We start from the raw sequence: 14,490 nt of genomic DNA, 5'->3' as shown, positions 1-14,490 counted from the left end.
TAGCCAAGTTAGTAAATAACTTAGCACGCTTCTTGCCGGTGCAATAGGATGGTTCCATGGCTTCGGGACGGGATGATGCGCGGAGGATCTCCGGCTCGCTCCTCGACCCCCGTGTCATCGACCCGCGGCAGGAACTCGTCATCCACGACGACCTCAGCGAACAGGAGCTCGACCAGGTCGTCGCGGTGCTCACCGCGATCCGCGACTGGCGAGAGGCCGAGCAGCGCCTCAACTTCGAGTCGCGCACCCACATGAAACTCAACGAGACCGACATGAAGGCGCTGCGCTACATCATCGCCTCGATGAACCAGGGCGTCGAGGTCACGGCCGGCGCCCTCGCCGAACACCTGCACGTCTCCACCGCCTCCACCACCAAGCTGCTCGACCGGTTGGAGCGAGCCGGCCACATCGAGCGCCACCCGCATCCCACCGACCGTCGCGTGATCACGATCGCGATCACCGACGAGACACATCAGGAAGTGAGGCGCACGGTGGGCCGCCAGCACGCGCGACGGTTCGAGGTCGCCAAGCGACTGACGCCTGCGGAGCGCGAGGTGGTCATCCGCTTCCTCACGGAGCTCAGCTCCGTCTCTGAGCCCACCGCAGACGCCTGAGGCGAGCGCGTCAGGGACGATCGGCGCGCGCGTGCGCTTCGCGCGACACCACCCGGAACGACGACGCGTCCGTGATGAGGAGCAACTCGACACCCTTGGTGTGGCGGAGGACGACGAGCGTCGGCTCGCCGCTGGCGATCGCGCGATCCGCCTGGTTCAGGAACGCCTGCGACATCTCCGCGCTCGTGAAATAGTGATGTCCCCCGTGCTCGACAACCCAGGATTCCCCTCGTTCCATGGTGTCTCCGATCGTTGGGGCAACCCTAGGCGCGCAAATGAGTGTGGCAAGGGGATTGACAAAATGGGCCGATCCTGCAGCCCGCCTGAAATGCATGGAGCGCGACGTGGTGTTGTAGTTTCTCAGCATGGGCAAGCTCATTTACGGGACGACGACGGAGATCGGTTTCGAAGACCGGGTTCTCGCGCACCTGCAGATCGTCATCGGCTTGAAGCTCAGGCGCAAGGAGGGGTTCTTCTTCTCCTGGCGCGATGAGCAGAGCGTCGGCGACGGACGCAGCGCGATCTGGATCGACCCCGCGATCCCCCTGCTGTTCCGCTACAACGGCGGCCGTCAGCCCAAGATCAACAAGGAGTGGCTCGAGGCGCTCACGCTCTCGTCGAACAGTGCGCAGGGACTCCAGCTCACCGAGGAGATCGGCGCCCTCGGGCGCGACGAAGCGAACGCCGAGATTGCACCGCAACGACGGTGAACCTGAGTGCGCGTCGAGAGCCGGTTGTCCTTCGGCGTCGAGACGCCTAGCGTGGACGGTGTGGTGCTGATGACAGCACCGGAACAGCTGCAGGAAAGCGAGGCTGAACGCTCATGACAGCCGCAGACTCCACCCCCGGTTCGAGCACGCCCGCCGACCCGACACCAGTGAGCGCGCCAGCAGGCGGCGCAACGGCCGACGATACGGACGCCTCGCAGGGCGACCGCCCGGGCGACATCCCGTTCGACCAGGCCACGGCCGAACACGAGAACCCCGACCTGGCCTGAGTTCAGGTCAGCCGAGGCCCGGTCAGGCGAGGCCCGGTCAGGCGAGGCCCGGTCAAGCGAGGTACTCGCGCAGCTCGGGGCAGCGCAGCCGTTCGAGGCTCCGCGTCTCGAGTTGACGCACGCGTTCGCGGGTGATGCCGTAGAGTTCGCCGACCTCGTCGAGGGTCAGCGGCTTATGGCCGTCGAGCCCGAACCGGAGCCGGACCACCCGCGCGTCTCGCGCCGGAAGCGTGTTCAGGCGCTTCTCGAGGTCATCGTGCCGGAACGACAGTTCGACCGCCTCAGGCGGACCCGGGAAATCGTCGTCTTCGATGAGATCCCCGAGTTCGGCGCCATCGTTCTCGCCGACGGGCACCGCCAGCGAGACGGTCTCCGAATTGCTTCGTTCGAGCTTGCGCACCTGGTCGGGGTGGAGGTTCGACGCCTCGGACAATTCGGCGAGCGTCGGGGTGCGGCCCAGCTCACCACCCAGGTCGCGCCGGATGCGGTCCAGCTTGTCGATCTTCTCGACGGTGTGCACGGGGATGCGGATCATCCGGGCCGTGTCCGCGATGCCCCGGAGGATGGACTGGCGGATCCACCAGGTCGCGTAGGTCGAGAACTTGTTGCCCGTCCGATGGTCGAACTTCTCCACAGCACGGACGAGTCCCAGGTTGCCTTCCTGGATCAGGTCCATGACGGGCAGCCCGCGTCCCGCATACCGCTTGGCGATGCTCACGACGAGACGCAGGTTGGCTTCGATGAAGCGGTCGAAGGCCTTGCGTCCGTCTTCGGCGAGCCACATGAGCTCACGTCGTTGTGCGGGTGTCAGCCCTGGGCGGGTGAGCAGGCGCTCGTCGGCGAGGATGCCCACTTCGATGCGCTTGGCGAGAGAGACTTCCTCCTCGGCCGTCAGCAGCCGAGTCCGGCCGATGGAATTGAGATAGTCGCGAACCGGATCAGTCGTTACTTCGAGCGCAGTCATGTCGGTCTCCGTGTCTTCTCTTGTAGCGGTCCGGCTACGGTCGGGCATCCGGACCACGGTCAGATAAACATGCGAGCTCGACCCCCGACAAGGGGTTGACACTGCCTCGGCCGATCAGCTATAAGGCAAGCAGCTCGACCAGTGCGCGTTCAGGTGCGCGCCCCGACGCCACGTCGATGACCTCGCCGGCGCGATAGTGGTCGAACACCCGCGGGTCGATGTAGCTGTTGCGGGCGATTGCCGGCGTGTTCCCAAGCGCTTCGGCGGTCTCGGCGACGGCCGACGTCATCCGCTTCCTTCGCTGTGCGTCGGAGCCTGCGGTGCCCAGCTGGGCGAGGGCCCTGGCTGCCACGATCGTCCCGTGCAGGGTGCGGAAGTCCTTCGCGGTGAATTCGCCGCCCGTCTTCGCACGGATGTACTCGTTCAGCGAAGCGGGACGGATGGTGTGCCACTGCGTGTCACGCCAGGCGAGCAGCCGCGATCGCGGCCCTCGCGTCTCGACGATCTCTCCGAGCAGGGCGGCGACGTCGGCATCCGCGACCGTCGACGCCCATTTCTGACCGCTCTTGGCCGGGAAGGTCAGGGTGACCTCGTCGCCGTCGATGCGGACATGCCGGCACAACAGCGTGGTGAGGCCGCGGCTGCCGTTGGTCTGGAGGTACTCCTCGCTGCCGATGCGGAGAGAGCCGAGGTCGATGATGCGGAAGGCGGCCGCGAGCGTGCGGTCCTGGCCGAACTGGTCGGAGCGCAGGTCGCGGGTCACTCGCCCGCGAGCCGCGGGCAGGGTCTCGGCCAGCTGCAGGGCGCGGTCGAACTTGATGCGGTCCTGGTGCTGACGCCACGACTCGTGGTACAGGTACTGCCGGCGCCCGGCCTGGTCCGTGCCCACCGCCTGGATGTGCCCGTTGGCGTCGGCGCAGATCCACACGTCGACCCATGCGGGCGGGATGACGAGCGACCGGATGCGCTCCAGCTCACGCTCGTCGACGATCGCGTTCCCCGCCTCGTCGACGTACCGCGGACCCTTCTTCGAGGTGAGACGGCGGTATCCGGGCCCGGCCGGGTCGCTGTGCCTGAGCCGCGTCACGCGGGCTTACGCTTCTTGCCTGCCTGGGTCGACGATTCGGCTTTCGCCGGTTTCTTCGAGGCGCGGCTGCGCTCCACACTGCGCTGAAGCGCCTCCATCAGGTCGATGACCTCTCCGCCGCCCGCCTGCTTCTCGGCCTCCTCGCCGAACGTCTCTGCGGTGTCGACCGTGTCACCGCGCTCGAGTTTGGCATCGATGAGTTTGCGGAGCTCCTCCTGGTATTCGTCCGCGTACTTCTCCGGGGCGAAGTCTCCGGCGAAGCTCTCCATGAGGGCGTTCGAGAGGTCGAGCTCGCGCTCGGTGAGCCTCGTCCGCTCCTCGAGGGCCGGGAAGCTCGCCTCGCGCACCTCGTCGTCCCAGAGAAGCGCCTGGAGCATCAGCACGTCGCCGTGCACCCGGAGCGCACCCAGACGGGTCTTCTGACGAAGCGCGAAGAGCACGATCGCCGTGCGGTCCGCATCCTCGAGGGTGCGGCGCAGCAGCGTGTACGCCTTCACCGACTTCGAGTCGGGTTCGAGATAGTAGCTGCGGTCGAACATGATGGGATCGATCTGGTCGCTCGGCACGAACTCGACGACGTCGATCTCGCGGCTGCGCTCCGCGGGCAACGACGCGAGATCCTCGTCGGTGAGGATTATCGTCTTCTCCCCCGCCTCATACGCCTTCGCGATGTGCTCGTAGGGAATGATCTTGCCGTCGATCTCGCAGCGGCGCTGATACCGGATGCGCCCGCCGTCGGCGTCGTGCACCTGGTGAAGCTGCACGTCGTGGTCCTCCGTCGCGCTGTACACCTTCACCGGGACGTTCACGAGTCCGAAGGTGATAGCGCCCGTCCAAATGGCCCTCATGGCACCTATTCCACCACTGATCGGCTCTATTTCAACCTTTACTTGACGTTTTGGCCCGGCGTAGCGTGTGGGCATGGCGAAGAGCGACACGGAGATCGTCGACATCGACGGTCGGCGCATGAAGCTCACCAACCTCGACAAGGTGATGTATCCGGCCACCGGGACGACCAAGGCCGAGGTCATCCACTACTACGCGACGGTCGCGGATGTGATGCTCCCCCACACCCGGGGACGCCCGGCGACGCGCAAACGCTGGGTGCACGGGGTCGGCACCGAAGACGAACCGGGCGAGGTGTTCTTCCAGAAGAACCTCGACTCCTCCGCACCCGACTGGCTGCACCGCGGCACCCTCACCCACAAGACCAGCACCAACACGTATCCGCTCGTCGACGACCGGGCGACCCTGGTCTGGCTGGCGCAGATCGCATCCCTCGAGATCCACGTTCCGCAATGGCGGTTCGGCCGCAACGGCCAGCCGAAGAACCCCGACCGGCTCGTCCTCGACCTCGACCCCGGCGACGGCGTGACGCTTGCGGACTGCGCGGAGGTCGCGCGGTTCGCCCGCGACATCCTGACCGACATGGGACTCGATCCGTTCCCGGTGACGAGCGGCAGCAAGGGCATCCACCTCTACGCTGCGCTCGACGGAAGCCAGAATTCGGATGCGATCTCCGCGGTTGCGCACGAACTCGCGCGGGCCCTCGAAGCCGACCACCCCGACCTGGTCGTCAGCGACATGAAACGGGCGATCCGTGCGGGCAAGGTCTTCGTCGACTGGAGCCAGAACAACGCGGCCAAGACGACGATCGCGCCGTATTCGCTGCGCGGCAGGCTCCATCCGACGGTCGCGGCACCGCGCACGTGGAAGGAACTCGCGTCGAAGGACCTCGCCCACCTCGACTTCGAGGAGGTGCTTCGACGGGTGAAGAAGAGCGGCGATCCCCTGGCCGCGCTGTCGGCGGGCCTGGACGATCCCCACGCGGCAGCAGCCGACCGGCTCACCACCTATCGCAGCAAGCGCGACGCGTCGAAGACACCCGAGCCGGTGCCGGATGAGGTCCCGCATTCGACGACGGGCCGCACCTTCGTGATCCAGGAGCACCACGCCCGGCGGCTGCACTGGGACTTCCGGCTCGAACACGACGGAGTGCTCGTGAGCTGGGCTCTGCCCAAAGGTGTTCCCACGGACACGGGCACCAACCATCTCGCCGTACACGTCGAAGACCATCCCCTCGAATACGGAGCCTTCGAAGGAGATATTCCGCATGGGGAATACGGCGCCGGGCACGTCGACATCTGGGACGCGGGAGACTACGACCTCGAGAAATGGCGCGACGGCAAAGAGGTGATCGTGACGCTGCACGGTTCGAAGGGCGGCGGTCTCGAAGGCGACAAACGGTTCGCGCTCATCCACACGGGCGGCGAAGGCAAGGCCGACCAGAACTGGCTCATCCACCTGATGAAGCCGGCGGATGCGCCGGACCAGCGACCGAAGACGAGCGCGTCGGGCACGAAACGGGATGCGACACCCGCACCCCGCGCATCCGCGTCGACGATAGAGCCCATGCTCGCCACGCTCGGGAGCGCCGCCGACATCCTCGACGAGTCGGACTGGGCTTTCGAGATGAAATGGGACGGCATCCGCGCGATCGCCACCGTCTCGGAGGGGCGGTTGGCCCTCACCAGCCGCAACGGGATCGACCAGACGGTCAGCTACCCCGAGCTTCAGGAACTCGTCAGCCTCGTGGGCGACCACGAGGCCGTGCTCGACGGCGAGGTGGTGACCCTCGACACCCGTGGACGCCCCGACTTCGGGCTGCTGCAGACCCGGATGAAGCTCACCCGCCCGCACGAGGTGGAGGCCGCGGCCAAGCGAGCGCCCGCCCATTTCATGCTGTTCGACCTGCTCGAACTCGACGGAGCGAAACTGGTGGGCAAACCGTACGACGAGCGGCGCGACGCCCTGCAGAAGCTGGTGCGGCCGCCGAAGGGAAGCAGCATCCAGGTGCCTCCGGCGTTCGCCGGCGACCTCCAGCATGCGGTCGCCAGCAGCAAGGAGCTCGGGCTCGAGGGAGTCATGGCGAAGCAGCGCGACGGCACCTACAGCCCAGGTCGCCGCTCGCGCACCTGGATCAAGATCAAGAACCACCGAGACCTCGAAATCGTGATCGTCGGCTGGCGACCCGGCAACGGTCGTCGGGCCGACTCGATCGGGTCGCTTCTGCTCGGGTTCCCCGACGGCGACGGGCTGCGGTACGTCGGCCGGGTCGGTACGGGGTTCACCGACGCCGAGCTCGACGATCTTCTCAAGCTCCTGAAACCGCGGTCCCGCAAGACCAGCCCCGTCACCGACGTGCCATCGCTCGACGCGCGCGACGCCCACTGGGTGCGTCCCGACCTCGTCGGCGAGGTCGAATTCGCCGAGTGGACGCCCACCCGCCGGCTCCGACAGCCGTCGTGGCGGGGGCTGCGGCCCGACAAGTCCGTCGCGGACATCAACGTCGCCGAGGCGTAGCGCGGGATGCTCCGCTAGTCGGTGCGCAGGCGCAGGGCGACCAGCGGGCAGAGCGCCACCGCCTCTTCGGCCGCCTCGAGGTCGCCTGCCCCGACAGGGATGTCACTCCGTGCGGCGACCCCGCCCTTGAGCGCAACCGGGAAACCCCACTCATCGCGCCCGATGAGTCGTGGCAGGAGTTCCGCGCACAGCCCACGGCCGTCACAGGCCGTCCAGTCGATGTGCAGTCGTGCAGAGGACATCTCGCGTCCCTTCCCGGCTCAGGCCCTGGCCGCTCGCGTGCAACGACCCGACAGGTGCGCCTTCACGTCATCATCGAAGGCGACGAGGGCGCTCTGTACGAGACGAGCGGTGCCGTCGGGATGATGGCAGGCACCACGGCCGGTCACCGAATCGGCGAGACGCGCGACGTCAGCTACACCGTGCCGCTGGACCTGACCTGCCGCCAGCGCGGACATGCGCTCTGCAAGGGCGGGCAGGCCGAACATGCACGGACCGCACTGCCGGGCGGACTCGGCGGCCAGGTATTCCACGATCTCCGCCGTCGACGCGAGCCCGCAGCGCTGACGCCCGATCACGATCAGTACGCCGGCGCCGGGCTGCGCGCCTGCCGACGCGAGACCGGATGCGGAAAAGGGCACGTCTAGCTGCGTCGAGCGCAGCCAGGTTCCGTGATAGCCGCCGACGAGCACGGCTGAGACGCGGTCTCGATCGACTCCGGCCGCGGCGAGGATGTCGCTCAGCCGCATGCCACCGGCAATCTCGAAGACACCCTCTCGACCGACGTCGCCGGACACCGTCACCAGGCGCGTCCCCGGGTCACGAACCGCCCCGGCTTCACGGAACCAATCCGCCCCGTGGCGCGCGATGAGGCCGATGTGCGCGAGGGTCTCGACGTTGTGAACCAGCGTCGGTCGCTTGCGCAGGCCGCTTTCACTGAGGCGACGGACATGATCGCGTGGACGCGCATCGTCGTTCTCGATCGAGTTCACAACGGCCGACGCCTCACCGGAGATGAAGGTGTCCGGAGCCGCCATGAGCGTGATCGCGCGCGCGTCGCGACGTTCGGCAACGGCCGCCCGGACCGAATCCAGGCTCCCCTCGGAGGCATAGACATACAGGCGCGACCTCCCGAGGGCCGCGCCTGCAGCGAGGAGACCGTCGATGACGAGGTGAGGCGCATTCTTGAGGAGGACGGCGTCCTTCCAGCTTCGGGGCTCGCCCTCGGCACCGTTGGCGATCACGGTCGCCGAACCGCTGAAGGCACGTGCGTTCGCTGCGTCCTCCGTGGCGCCGAGTTTCCGCCAGGCTGCGAAGCCTGCTCCCCCGCGCCCGGTCAGCCCCGAACGCTCCAGCTCGTGCAGCAATCCGGATGCGACGGCGCGGGGGTCGAAAGCACCGTGAACCCTCAGGTGCGTGGCGTAGTCGGCCGCAGCACCGGCGGCGAAGATTCGGTTCAGGCTCACCTGCGCGTCCTTCTGCCGGCTGGTCGTCGGGCTGTCGGTGATCGTCACGAGAGGGTCTCCTGTCGGACACGGTCGGTCTCGCCGAATCGGGCGGAGAGGCGCCAGATCACGGCTGCAAGGACCAGCGCGGCGGAAATGATCGCGAACAGGATGAACCATCCGCTCGTCCCGTTGGTTCCGTTGCCGATCGAGTGGAGCACCGCGATCGGCCACATCGCATACGTGAACCAGTGCACGAACCGGAAGGTGCGGGCGCCGATCCGCCGTCTCAGCAGGCCCGTGACCACTATCGCGATCACCAGGTCGAAGGCGACCGTGCCGAGCCCCTGCCACAGCGGCTTGAACGATCCGACGAACGGGATCACCACGTCGGCGAGTGTGAGCTTCGAGAATGGGTCGAGGATGAGCGTGCCGACGTGCAACACCAGGAAGACTGATGCGAGCAGCGCGACGTTGCGATGAACGAGCGCGACGGAGAAGCGCGGCATCCCGGGCAGCGGCCGACCCGAACGGTTGGTGATGCCGAGAAGGACCGACACCGTGAACAGAGCGAGTGCGATGACGCCGCTGGCGCGACCGAACGCCCAGAGCGCCTCATTCATGGCCCACCGCCGCGGCGTGCTGGGCTGCCGAGTGCTGCGCCTCCTCGGCCGGCCAGTTGCCCGTCGTGACGACACGTCCGTCGCGGTCGACGAGGCGCGCATCCGCACCGGCTGAGGCCAGCCATGCCGGTGCATCCGTTCCCCTCACGATCGCGGCCGTGCTCAGTGCGTTCGCACGCAGGCACGACGCCGCCGCGACCGTGGCGCTGCGCCAGACCGGTTCGACCGGCAGTCCGAAACGCGGGTCGAGGATGTGGTGACGCGGGAGGCCGGACTGGCTCCAGCGCCGCTTGCGTGTGCTCGACGTCGCCATCGCAAGCCCCGAGGGAAGGGCAACCTGCTGGGCGGGGTCGGCCTGTGTGTCCTGCACGAGGATCTCCCAGTGTGCGTCGATCGCCGGCCCCGCGGTCGCGATGTCGCCTCCGAGGGAGATGAGCACGCCGCAGCCGAGTTCGTCGGCGATGCGCTCGGCGATACGGTCGGCGGCGACCGCTTTGGCCGTCGCGCCGAGATCGAGCCGCAGGTCGTCGGGCACGGTGAGACGGTCGCCATCGAGGAGGACCCGGCGCCGGCCGGGGCTGCGGCGCTCGAGACCGACAGTGATGTCGACAGGGAGGTCGCCGTCGGCGGGAGGGTCGAGGCGCGCGATGTCGCGGTCGTAGCCGAGCGCGAGCAGGTCGTTGCCGAGGGTGGGGTCCACCGCCCCGTCGGTCAGCGCCGCAGCCCAGAGCGCCGCGCGGATGAGATCGGCGAGGACCGGGCTCACAGGCGCGGGCGCGCCGAAGCGGGGCGCCGACTGCAGGATCGAGAGTTCGGAGTCGTCACGGAAACGGCTGCACGCGAGGTCGACAGCCTCGGTGAGCTCACGCGTCATCCGTTCGGCCCGCGCGAGAACGCTCGGCTTGGTCACGACGAGGTGGGCGGAGGTGCTCCACAGGTTCCAGTCGGCGGTCGCGGCACACATGTCACGACCCCGAGGACTGGCCCTGCGACGGGCCGCCCTGGCTCTGGCCGACCGAGGAGGAGCCGGATGAGTTGGAGGTGCCGGATGTGCCGGAGGTGCCGGATGTGCCGGAGGTGCCGGATGTGCCGGATGAGGATGAGGATGAACCGGATGAGGAGGAGCCGGCCGAGGAGGAGCCCGTCGAGGATGAGCCGGTCGACGAACTGCCTGACCCCGTCGACGACGATGACGAGGTCCCGGTGGACGACGACCCGGTGGACGACGACCCGCTCGACTGCGTGCCCGAGAAGAGCACGACCGAGGTGATGCCCGCTGCGGCCAGGCTCGACAGCCCGACGATCGAGGTCACCCAGACGGCGACGCGCTTTCCTGCTGATCGAGAATCCATGGTGGCCACCTCCGTGTCGGGCGATTCGTCACTGCGATGGATCAACCTTCAGGCGCGCGCGTCCAAGCAGACTGAGCGTTACCCATCATTTGTCTAAGACACGCCCTTCGCGCTGGATGGTCGCCGCAGCGTAGGATTCTGGCTGTGAGCCAAGCACAGATCGCATCGTCCCCGTACCCTGTCGAAGTCGTCGAAGACGATGAGGTCGGCGGACTCGTCCGCAGTCTGAGTGCAGAACTGCCGAGCGCTCTCGGCAACCTCCTCGCCACCATCGTCGTACTGGCGACCCTCGTCTTCGGCATCTGGAGCCTCGTCGCCACCTGGACCTACCAGCCGCAGAACGCGCTGCCGCTGTTCCAGGTCGCCGTCGCAGGCACCGTGGTGGCGCTCAACGCGCTCTACGCGCGCCGCACGTTCAGCTATGTGATCACGCTCATCGGCGCCATCCTCTGGCTCTGGGTGTCGGTCACCCCGTTCCTTCCGTTCTGGCAGGTCGTTCTCCAGGCCGTCACCGTGACGATCATGCTCGCCGGTGTGGTGTTCTCGCTCGCGGCCGTGGCGCTCAGCAAGAAACCGAGATTCTGAGCGAGCGGATCCGCGACCGCAACGACGACGCGGAGCCGCCGAACGATTCCGTGTCGACCGGACCAGAAGGACCCACGCTCGCCAGGCGACGCCATTTCGTCGACCTCTCACCGCTGAGGGAGAGCCCGGCATTCGCGCGGCTGTGGATCGGCGGCTCCATCTCCGGCATCGGCGGCCAGATGACGATCGTCGCCGTCGGGTTGCAGATCTTCGCGATCACCGGATCGACGCTCGCCGTCTCGCTCGTCGCTCTGTTCGCCCTTCCGCCGATGGTCGTCTTCGGACTGTACGGCGGCGTCCTCGCCGACTCATTCGACCGCCGCACGGTCGCACTGGTGTCGGCGATCCTCGCGTGGACCTCGACCCTCGGGATCGCCGTCTTCGCCTGGCTCGACATCCGGGTCGTGTGGCCGCTCTACGTCCTCACCACCATCAACGCCGTCGCCGCCACCGTCATCGGGAGCACACGCCAGGCGATCACCCCGCGGCTCCTCCCCACCAGGCTCCTTCCGGCGGCCAGCGCGCTGAGCGGCATCAGCATCGGCGTGATGGTGACCGTCGGCCCGGCGCTCGCCGGCCTGCTGGTCGCGACAGTCGGCATCCCCTGGACGTACACGATCGACGTGGTCCTGTTCACTGCCGCGTTCCTCGGGATCTTCACCCTGCCGCGCATCATCCCTGAAGGCGAACGGCAGAGCCCGGGCCTCGAGTCGGTCATGTTCGGCCTGCGGTTCCTCAAGACCGCTCCGAATATCCGGATGACATTCATCCTCGACATCATCGCCATGACCTTCGGGCAGCCGCGCGCGCTGTTCCCGGCGGTCGGCGCGCTACTCATCGGCGGCGGACCGGTGACCGTCGGCATCCTCACCGCCGCGGGCGCGGTCGGAACGCTGGTCTGCAGCGTGTTCTCGGGCCGGATCGGGCATGTGCGCTGGCAGGGCCGCGCCGTCGGGCGGTCGATCATGGCCTACGGCGCGTGCATCCTCGGTTTCGGCATCGTGCTCGCCGTGGTGACGTTCGGTAATGCGGGAGCGGCGGTCGGCCAGAACATCGCGGACGCCAACCTGCCGGCCCTCGTGCTCGCGTCGGTCTTCCTCGCCGGCTCAGGAGCGGCGGACAACGTCAGCTCGATCTTCCGGACCACGATCCTGCAGGCTTCCGTTCCGGATGTGATGCGCGGCCGGCTCCAGGGCATCTTCACCGTCGTCGTCGCCGGCGGACCCCGCCTCGGCGACCTGTACGTCGGCATCCTGGCGCTGACGGGTGTGCTCTGGTTTCCGCCCCTGCTCGGCGGCCTCGTGATCATCGTCGCCGTCGGGGTGATCCTGCGGCTGCAGCATACGTTCCGCCACTACGACGCGCTCGACCCGACACCCTGACGGGTAAGGCAGGTCATTCGAGCCGTTTCGCGAGCCACGGGTAGTCGATGACGACGCCGTCCTCATCCACCGTGAGGTCTGCCATGAAGGCGCGGTTCGCGCTCTCGTAGCGCACCACGGCAGAGCCGACCTCGGCGTCGAACGAGCGCACTCCGCTGTACACCTGGTCGCTGCGGATGACCTGCAGCGACGGCAGGTCGACCCACGCCATGACGAGTGCGGTCGCCGGACCCACCGCGTCGAGAAGCCCGAGCCGGAGGATAGGCATCGAGTTGGTGACCGGGCACAGCGCGAGATCGCAATCGTTGGCGCCGTCGATCGAAGCCGCATCCACAATGCCCGGCGACGGCAGGTCGGCTTCCCCCTCGGTCTCCGCCTCCGAGGTCCAGTGGCCCGCCGGATCGCGAACGAGAGTGAGGTGGCGCCACCAGCCGAGCCCGGTGACGCCGACCTCGAGGCGCTCGGTCACCCATCCGGAACCCGTCTCGAGGGCCCAGCTCGTCGTGTAATCGGCGGCACGGGAGGTGCCGAGCGCGCTGAAACGGTCGGCAGCGAGGGTGATGGTGACGGCTTCGAGCCGATCGGGGTCCTCGTCGCCGCTCCACGCGACGAATCGTGTCCGTTCCGCGGGGTTCGTGCTCACGGCTCCTCCTCCGTCGTCGCCGGTGATCGTCACGGTACGCGCATCCACTGACGCCCGCAGCGACGAGGGCGCGAGCGGGCGTCGGGTCACACGCCGCGTTCGACGTAGCGGCCGACGGGTCGCAGCCGCAGGGGTTGTTCCCGGTATTCGGCGAGAGCGTGAGCGATCCAGCCGACCGACCTCGCGGTCGCGAAGATCACCTCGCCCGCGTCGGCGGCCATACCGGTCGCGAGCGTGAGTGCTGCGAGCGCGAAATCGACGTTCGGATGCGCACCCGTGCGCGCCACGAGCATCCGCGTCGTCCGCTCGGCCGCTTCGAGAACGGGCTCTGCTCCGTCGACCGCGGCGAGCATCCCCAGGATCGCCCGCGCCCGCGGATCGGTTCCGGGATAGAGCACCTGCCCGAATCCCGGCACCGCTCCGCGCCGCGTCGCAACGGTGTCGGCGACCACACGTTCGGGCGTCTCGCCGGACACGATGCGGGCGAGCATCCGGGCAGCCTCCGCGCTGGCGTTGCCGTGCAGCAGCGAGTCGAGGGCGCCGAGCCCCGCCGTCACCACCGCGTACACGTTGGCCCGGGCGGAGGCGGCGGCGCGCGCTGCGAGCGTCGAGACGGCCATGTCGTGGTCGATGAGAAGGACGAGTGCGGCGTTGAGCGCTGCGACGGCGGCGGGCTGTGCTGGTTGCGGCGTAAGCCGGGACCAGAGGTCGGCGGCGAGGCCGGATGCGGCTGCAGCCCCGGTGTGGGACTCGGGACCGGACTCGGCGCCGGACCGGGCGCCGGGCTCGGGACCGGACCCGGCGCCGGACGGGGCGCCGGGCGCGGGACCGGACTGGGGAAGCACGGCGACCATCCCGGCGACGAGGGCCTCCCCCGCCGCGACCACCGTCGCGGGATCGAGCGAATGCCGCAGAGGATCGAGCGCGGCGAAGGTGGTGACGGCCACCTGCTGACGGTCACGGAGCGTCGCCGACTCGGGCATCGCATCCGTCACTCTCCGCGCCCGCGCCACCGCGTCCGGCTGTGCGCGGAAACGGGCGCGCACGTCGTCGACCCCGGTGAGCACCCAGTGCGCCACGCGTTCGAACGGCTCCTGCTCGGCCAGTTCGGTCGCGTCGCGTCCGCGATAGTAGAGCCTGCCGTCCTCGATCAGGGTGAGGTCCGTCTCGATCACCATGAGCGGCCGGCCGTCGGAGTGTCCGTGGGGTGTGGGATCCGTGCGGGCGCGCGACCGGCGGCTGGCCGCGAAGCGCTCCACGTCGAGCGAATCGAATGCCGAACCGTCCGGTCCCCGGGTTCGTCGGAGCCGCCCGCGGGCGACGTAGGCGTACAGCGTCTCGAGCTTGATGCCCAGCCGCGCGGCGGTCTGTTCGGCGGTGAGCGTCGGCAGGTCCGGCTCGGTCATCGAGATCCTCCGAGGTTGATTGAATCAAC

The 14,490-nt window shown here is 68.2% G+C and carries 17 protein-coding genes; 7 read left to right on the top strand and 10 right to left on the bottom strand.

Features of this window, described 5'->3' with window-relative positions; all coding sequences use genetic code 11:
- Positions 1-56: 56 nt before the first annotated feature.
- Entirely contained in the window at positions 57-614 is a 558-nt protein-coding gene (locus G3T36_RS09190; RefSeq protein WP_163289504.1) for a MarR family winged helix-turn-helix transcriptional regulator, read from the top strand.
- A 10-nt stretch (positions 615-624) separates the two neighbouring features.
- On the opposite strand, the gene G3T36_RS09185 is transcribed toward G3T36_RS09190, so the two are convergent.
- A complete protein-coding gene (locus G3T36_RS09185) occupies positions 625-852 on the bottom strand; it encodes a hypothetical protein (protein ID WP_163289503.1) in 228 nt (75 codons plus the stop codon).
- 127 nt (positions 853-979) lie between these two features.
- On the opposite strand from G3T36_RS09185, the gene G3T36_RS09180 reads away from it, so the two are divergent.
- Both G3T36_RS09180 and G3T36_RS09175 read left to right on the top strand, forming a co-directional pair.
- On the top strand, positions 980-1,324 hold the full coding sequence (locus G3T36_RS09180; protein WP_163289502.1) for a DUF7882 family protein: 345 nt from the start codon (positions 980-982) through the stop codon (positions 1,322-1,324).
- A gap of 113 nt (positions 1,325-1,437) precedes the next feature.
- Positions 1,438-1,611 carry a hypothetical protein gene (locus tag G3T36_RS09175; RefSeq protein ID WP_163289501.1) on the top strand — a complete coding sequence of 58 codons (174 nt, stop codon included), beginning with the start codon at positions 1,438-1,440 and terminating at the stop codon, positions 1,609-1,611.
- A gap of 52 nt (positions 1,612-1,663) precedes the next feature.
- Here the strand turns inward: G3T36_RS09175 and G3T36_RS09170 are convergent, their stop codons facing one another.
- The 3 genes from G3T36_RS09170 to ku form a co-directional block, all read right to left on the bottom strand.
- Positions 1,664-2,575: a sigma-70 family RNA polymerase sigma factor gene (locus G3T36_RS09170; RefSeq protein ID WP_163289500.1), complete on the bottom strand. Its 912-nt coding sequence runs from the start codon at positions 2,573-2,575 to the stop codon at positions 1,664-1,666.
- 118 nt (positions 2,576-2,693) lie between these two features.
- Positions 2,694-3,662, bottom strand: coding sequence for a DNA topoisomerase IB (locus G3T36_RS09165; RefSeq protein ID WP_163289499.1), 969 nt, complete (start codon positions 3,660-3,662; stop codon positions 2,694-2,696).
- Positions 3,659-4,510 (bottom strand): non-homologous end joining protein Ku, encoded by an 852-nt coding sequence (ku, locus tag G3T36_RS09160; protein WP_163289498.1) that lies wholly within the window; start codon positions 4,508-4,510, stop codon positions 3,659-3,661. The genes G3T36_RS09165 and ku overlap by 4 nt, the downstream gene beginning before the upstream one ends.
- 73 nt (positions 4,511-4,583) lie before the next feature.
- Between ku and G3T36_RS09155 the strand changes: the two genes are divergently transcribed.
- On the top strand, positions 4,584-7,025 hold the full coding sequence (locus G3T36_RS09155) for an ATP-dependent DNA ligase (RefSeq protein WP_163289497.1): 2,442 nt from the start codon (positions 4,584-4,586) through the stop codon (positions 7,023-7,025).
- A 14-nt stretch (positions 7,026-7,039) separates the two neighbouring features.
- On the opposite strand, the gene G3T36_RS09150 is transcribed toward G3T36_RS09155, so the two are convergent.
- The 4 genes from G3T36_RS09150 to G3T36_RS09135 are packed head-to-tail and all read right to left on the bottom strand — an operon-like array spanning position 7,040 to position 10,057.
- Positions 7,040-7,267, bottom strand: a complete 228-nt coding sequence (locus G3T36_RS09150; RefSeq protein ID WP_163289496.1) for a ferredoxin — start codon at positions 7,265-7,267, stop codon at positions 7,040-7,042.
- An 18-nt stretch (positions 7,268-7,285) separates the two neighbouring features.
- Positions 7,286-8,539 (bottom strand): NADH-ubiquinone oxidoreductase-F iron-sulfur binding region domain-containing protein, encoded by a 1,254-nt coding sequence (locus G3T36_RS09145; protein ID WP_163289495.1) that lies wholly within the window; start codon positions 8,537-8,539, stop codon positions 7,286-7,288.
- On the bottom strand, positions 8,536-9,093 hold the full coding sequence (locus G3T36_RS09140) for a ferric reductase-like transmembrane domain-containing protein (protein ID WP_163289494.1): 558 nt from the start codon (positions 9,091-9,093) through the stop codon (positions 8,536-8,538). Before G3T36_RS09140 ends, G3T36_RS09145 begins: the two co-directional genes overlap by 4 nt.
- Positions 9,086-10,057 (bottom strand): FAD:protein FMN transferase, encoded by a 972-nt coding sequence (locus tag G3T36_RS09135; protein ID WP_163289493.1) that lies wholly within the window; start codon positions 10,055-10,057, stop codon positions 9,086-9,088. The genes G3T36_RS09140 and G3T36_RS09135 overlap by 8 nt, the downstream gene beginning before the upstream one ends.
- Positions 10,058-10,134: 77 nt before the next feature.
- Here G3T36_RS09135 and G3T36_RS09130 point away from each other — a divergent pair, with 77 nt between their 5' ends.
- The 3 genes from G3T36_RS09130 to G3T36_RS09120 are packed head-to-tail and all read left to right on the top strand — an operon-like array spanning position 10,135 to position 12,412.
- Entirely contained in the window at positions 10,135-10,542 is a 408-nt protein-coding gene (locus G3T36_RS09130; RefSeq protein WP_163289492.1) for a hypothetical protein, read from the top strand.
- A gap of 47 nt (positions 10,543-10,589) precedes the next feature.
- Positions 10,590-11,030, top strand: coding sequence for a hypothetical protein (locus tag G3T36_RS09125; protein ID WP_163289491.1), 441 nt, complete (start codon positions 10,590-10,592; stop codon positions 11,028-11,030).
- A 50-nt stretch (positions 11,031-11,080) separates the two neighbouring features.
- The gene (locus tag G3T36_RS09120; RefSeq protein WP_338031528.1) at positions 11,081-12,412 is read left to right on the top strand and encodes an MFS transporter; all 1,332 of its coding nucleotides are present in this window, start codon (positions 11,081-11,083) and stop codon (positions 12,410-12,412) included.
- A 13-nt stretch (positions 12,413-12,425) separates the two neighbouring features.
- Here G3T36_RS09120 and G3T36_RS09115 read toward each other — a convergent pair whose 3' ends face one another.
- Together G3T36_RS09115 and G3T36_RS09110 are read right to left on the bottom strand one after the other, a co-directional pair.
- Positions 12,426-13,145, bottom strand: coding sequence for a putative glycolipid-binding domain-containing protein (locus G3T36_RS09115; protein ID WP_338031527.1), 720 nt, complete (start codon positions 13,143-13,145; stop codon positions 12,426-12,428).
- Entirely contained in the window at positions 13,142-14,461 is a 1,320-nt protein-coding gene (locus G3T36_RS09110; RefSeq protein ID WP_163289490.1) for a citrate/2-methylcitrate synthase, read from the bottom strand. Before G3T36_RS09110 ends, G3T36_RS09115 begins: the two co-directional genes overlap by 4 nt.
- Between the last annotated feature and the right edge of the window lie 29 nt (positions 14,462-14,490).

It is taken from the genome of Leifsonia tongyongensis, assembly GCF_010686705.1.
GTDB lineage: Bacteria > Actinomycetota > Actinomycetes > Actinomycetales > Microbacteriaceae > Diaminobutyricibacter > Diaminobutyricibacter tongyongensis.
This window is presented reverse-complemented; position numbering and strand designations above follow the sequence as displayed.